This is a genomic window from Thauera phenylacetica B4P, from assembly GCF_000310225.1.
Taxonomy (GTDB): Bacteria; Pseudomonadota; Gammaproteobacteria; order Burkholderiales; family Rhodocyclaceae; genus Thauera; species Thauera phenylacetica.
Genome location: NZ_AMXF01000294.1, coordinates 1 through 4,356 on the forward strand (window position 1 = coordinate 1; position 4,356 = coordinate 4,356).

The window sequence follows — 4,356 nt, forward strand, 5'->3', positions numbered from 1 at the left end:
CGCGCAGGCCGCCCTCGGCGCAGGCGGCGAGCCGCGCCCGCAGCGTGGGCGTGGGGCGGCCGGCGCCGGCGAGGCTGGCGATCACGTCGTCCTCGCCGGCGGCCAGATTGGTGATCTCGGTCTCGTCGAACACCGGGATGCCCGCTGCATCGACCGCCTCGCGCAGGGCCGCGGCGAGCGCGCCGGCCGAGGCGACGTAGCCGAGCGCGGGCAGCTCGTGTTCGGCGGCGTCGATCAGGGTGCGGCCGAGCCCGCCCTGGTGCGAGATGTGGATGTGCTCGATCGCCGTGCTCGGCAGCCCATTCCACACGCCGAGGCGCTGCAGCGTGAGCCGGGTGCCGTGGGCGAGCGCGAGGTCGCGCGGGTCCTTCGTCACCGCTTCGCGGGCGCGCGCGTCGGCGAGCACGATGTCGAGGCCGGCGTCCTTGAGCGCAAGCGCGAGCGCGAGGCCGACCGGGCCGGCGCCGACGATCAGCAGGTCATGGACGCGGTCGTGCGTTTCGTCAGCCATGGGGGATGTCCCGCATCAATGCCTCGATGTCCGCGACCGCCTTGGGCACGTCCCCGGTGATCAGCTCGCAGCCGCCGGCGGTGACGACCGCGTCGTCCTCGATGCGGATGCCGATGTTCCAGAAGGACTCGGGCACGTCGTCGGCGGGGCGGATGTAGCAGCCCGGCTCGATGGTCAGCACCATGCCCTCGGCCAGCGGCCGCCACTCGCCGCCGAGCTTGTATTCGCCGGCGTCGTGCACGTCCATGCCCAGCCAGTGGCCGGTGCGGTGCATGTAGAAGCGGCGGTAGTCGCCGTTCTCGAGCACGCCGTCCAGGCTGCCCTGGAGGAGGCCGAGGTCGAGCATGCCCTGGGCGAGCACCTTCACCGCGGCGTCGTGCGGCTGGTTCCAGTGCGCGCCGGGGCGGGTGGCCTCGCGCGCGGCGGCCTGGGCGGCGAGCACGAGCTCATAGACCGCGCGCTGCGGGCCGGAGAAGCGGCCGTTCACCGGGAAGGTCCGGGTGATGTCCGAGGCGTAGCCGTCGAGCTCGCAGCCGGCGTCGATCAACAGCAGGTCGCCGTCATCGAGGCGCTGGTCGTTGTCGACGTAGTGCAGCACGCAGGCGTTGGCGCCGCCGGCGACGATGCTGGTGTAGGCGGGGGCCTGGCTGCCGGCGGCGCGGAAGGCGTGCAGCAGCTCGGCCTCGACCTCGTATTCGAAGCGCCCCGGGCGGGTGGCGCGCATGGCGCGGCAGTGCGCGGCGGCCGAGATCTGCGCGGCGCGGCGCATGGTGGCGAGCTCGGAAGCGTCCTTGACCAGGCGCATCTCGTCGAGCTCGGCGCGCAGGTCGCGCACCGAGTGCGGCGGGGTGAGGCCGCTGCGGGCCTTGTCGCGCACGGCGTTGAGCGCGCCGAGTACCTTCGCGTCCCAGTCGTTGTCGTAGCCGAGGCTGGTCCACAGCAGGGGCTGGTCGGCGAGGGTGTCGGGGAGGCGCTTTTCGAGGTCGCCGATGGTCCACGCCTCGTCGAAGCCGAAGGCCTCGCGCGCCGCCTCGGGGCCCCAGCGGTAGCCGTCCCAGATCTCGCGCTCTTCGTTCTTCTCGCGGCAGAAGAGGATCTGCTTCGTCTCCTTGCCGGCGACCAGCACGACGACGGCCTCGGGTTCGCGGAAGGCGGTGAGGTAGTAGAAGTAGCTGTCGTGGCGGTAGGCGTAGTGGGCGTCGCGGTTGCGCACGCGCTCGGGGGCGGTGGGCAGGATGGCGACGCCGCCGCCGGCGGCCTGCATGCGCGCGAGCAGCCGGGCGCGGCGGGCGCGGAAGGGGGTGGTGTCGACGGAGGGGAGGCTCGGTGCGTTCATGGGCGGAATTATGTCACGCGGAGGGCGCGGGGGCTCTGATGCAGCGAGGCTTCCGGGGTGCCGGGCTGCGGCCTGGCGCGCCGGTTCGCGTCTTCCGGCGCTCCTGCGGGGGAATCCCGGTCGCGTTGGTTCCTGAAGCGCCTGCAGATGCGGACACCGCCGCGCTCCGGCCCGAGCCTGCAGGCACGGCGCGCGCTGAACCGCCGCATTCGCGGCTGCCGCCGCTCCTACATGGCATCCACGCCGCGTCGGTTCCTGTAGGAGCGGCGGCAGCCGCGAATGGGCGGTGGAGCGGCACGGCCAGTTCAGCCCTGTCCGCGTTGCAGTTCTCGATCGAGCTCGGCCAGGCGTTGCGGGGTGCCGACGTCGATCCAGCGCCCCGCGTGGTGCTGGCCGCCGACCTGGCCGGCGTTCATCGCTTCGCGCAGCAGGGGGGCGAGCTTGGCGGGGGTGTTGTCGGCGAGGTCGGCGAACAGGGCGGGGTGGTAGGCGCCGAGGCCGGAGAAGGTCAGGCGCGGCTGGCCGTCGGCGTGGATGCGGCCGTCCGGGTCGAGGCGGAAGTCACCTTCGGGGTGGTGCTCGGGGTTGTCCACCAGCAGCAGGTGGGCGAGCGGGCCGTCGGCTTCGAGGTCTTGGGCGGCGCTGCGCAGCGCGGTGAAGTCGGCGTCGCAGAAGACGTCGCCATTGACCACGACGAAGGGTGCGCCACCGAGCAGCGGCAGGGCGTGGCGGATGCCGCCAGCGGTCTCGAGTGCGGCGGCCTCGGGCGACCACGCGATGCGCACGCCGAGGGCTGCGCCGTCACCCAGCGCTTCTTCCAGCCGGTGGCCGAGGTGGGCGTGGTTGATGACGAGCTCTGTGAAGCCGGCGCCGCGCAGGCGCTCGATGTGCCACACGATCAGGGGCTTGCCGCCGGCTTCGAGCAGGGGTTTCGGCGTGTGGTCCGTGAGCGGGCGCATGCGCTCGCCGCGGCCGGCGGCGAGGATCATCGCTTTCGTCATGGCGGTCAGAAGGTGTAGCCGACCTGGGTCTCCTCGGGCTCGAGGCGGTCGAGCAGCTTGAGCAGCGGGCCGAGGTCGCGCCAGCGCTTGCAGGCGCGGCGCAGGTAGTCCATCACCAGCGGCATGTCGGCGAGGTAGCCGTCCTTGCCGTCGCGGTGGCAGAGGCGGGCGAAGATGCCGAGCACCTTGATGTGACGCTGCACGCCCATCCACTCGAAGTCGCGGTGGAAGTCGGCGAACTCCGCGCGCACCGGCAGGCCGAGCTTCTTCGCGGTCTCCCAGTAGCGGATCAGCAGGTCGAGGATGAACTCCTCGTCCCAGCGGATGTAGGCGTCCTTGAACAGCGACACCAGGTCGTAGCTGATCGGACCAAAGACCGCGTCCTGGAAATCGATGATGCCGGGGTTGGCGCCGCGGCCGTCGGCAGGCTCGAGCAGCATCAGGTTGCGCGAGTGGTAGTCGCGATGCACGAAGACCTGCGGCTCGCCGAGGTTCACCGCGAGGATGCGCTCGAACGCCGTGTTCAGCATCGCGGTCTCGGCCGCGGTGAGGGTGACGCCCTTGTGGCGGGCGATGTACCACTCGGGGAAGAGCTGCAGCTCGCGCAGCAGCAGCGCGCGGTCGTACTCGGGGAGCACGCCGGGGCGGCTCGCGCACTGGATGGCGGCGAGCGCGCCGAGCGCGTCCGCGTACAGGTGATGTGCGGTCCGGGCCGCTTGCTGCGGATCGTCGTGTGCCTTCAGCGCTTGCAGGTAGGTCGTCGAGCCGAGGTCGGAGAGCAGCAGGAAGCCCTGGTCGAGGTCCTGCGCGAGCACCTCGGGCACATGGGCGCCGGCAGCGCCGAAGAGTTCGGCGACATGCAGCCAGGGGCGCACGTCCTCCTTCTCGGGCGGGGCGTCCATGACCACGCGCGAGGGGCTGCCGTCGGCGAAGGTGGCGCGGAAGTAGCGGCGGAAGCTGGCGTCGGCCGAGGCCGGGGCGAGCTCGAAGGACTGGCCGGGCAGGGTGGCGGCGAGCCAGGTCCTGAGTTGTTCGAGGCGATGCAAACCGGATCTCCGCAGGGGTTCGTGTAGAATCCGCGAGTTTATCAACACGGTGGTTCGGGTGGGCGTACGCGCATCGCGAACGACGGCAAGGGCTCGATCCGCATGCTTCCGAATACGCGCATTCGTCTGATTCCGCTGCTTCTGCTGGGCCTGTCGGGTGCCGCTTTCGCGCAATCCCTGCCGACGCTCCAGGTGGCGCCCGATCTGCTGCGCCCGGCTCCGACGGCTGCGCCTGCGCGGGCCGTGACGCCGGCCTCCGCTGCGCAGGCCTCGAAGGCGCCCGCTCCGGAGCCGGTGTCCGCTCCCGCTCCCGCTCCCGCTCCCGCTCCCGCTCCCGCTCCCGCTCCCGCGCCGGTGGCTGCGCCGACGCCACAGCCTGCCACGACGCCGACGCCGCCCGTGACCGCCACCGCAACCGAGGACGTCGCCCGGGCCACGGCCGCCCCGCCTGCGCCCGCGGCC

General features: G+C 72.3%; 4 protein-coding genes. All 4 read right to left on the bottom strand.

The features are described 5' to 3' along the window. Positions 1-511 (bottom strand): FAD-dependent monooxygenase (locus tag C667_RS20680; RefSeq protein WP_004381462.1); only part of this gene is annotated, 511 nt, incomplete at its 3' end. Beyond that, a complete protein-coding gene (locus C667_RS20685; RefSeq protein ID WP_004381464.1) occupies positions 504-1,847 on the bottom strand; it encodes an aminopeptidase P N-terminal domain-containing protein in 1,344 nt (447 codons plus the stop codon). The genes C667_RS20685 and C667_RS20680, both read right to left, overlap by 8 nt. Positions 1,848-2,152: 305 nt before the next feature. After that, the gene (murU, locus tag C667_RS20690) at positions 2,153-2,836 is read right to left on the bottom strand and encodes an N-acetylmuramate alpha-1-phosphate uridylyltransferase MurU (RefSeq protein WP_004381466.1); all 684 of its coding nucleotides are present in this window, start codon (positions 2,834-2,836) and stop codon (positions 2,153-2,155) included. A 17-nt stretch (positions 2,837-2,853) separates the two neighbouring features. Further along, positions 2,854-3,894 (bottom strand): aminoglycoside phosphotransferase family protein, encoded by a 1,041-nt coding sequence (locus tag C667_RS20695; RefSeq protein ID WP_004381468.1) that lies wholly within the window; start codon positions 3,892-3,894, stop codon positions 2,854-2,856. Between the last annotated feature and the right edge of the window lie 462 nt (positions 3,895-4,356).

What these genes read in the sequence shown, in the direction of transcription:
- C667_RS20685 (WP_004381464.1), bottom strand. Translation starts at nt 1,847, where the DNA reads ATGAACGCACCGAGCCTCCCCTCCGTCGACACCACCCCCTTCCGCGCC.
- murU (WP_004381466.1), bottom strand. Translation starts at nt 2,836, where the DNA reads ATGATCCTCGCCGCCGGCCGCGGCGAGCGCATGCGCCCGCTCACGGAC.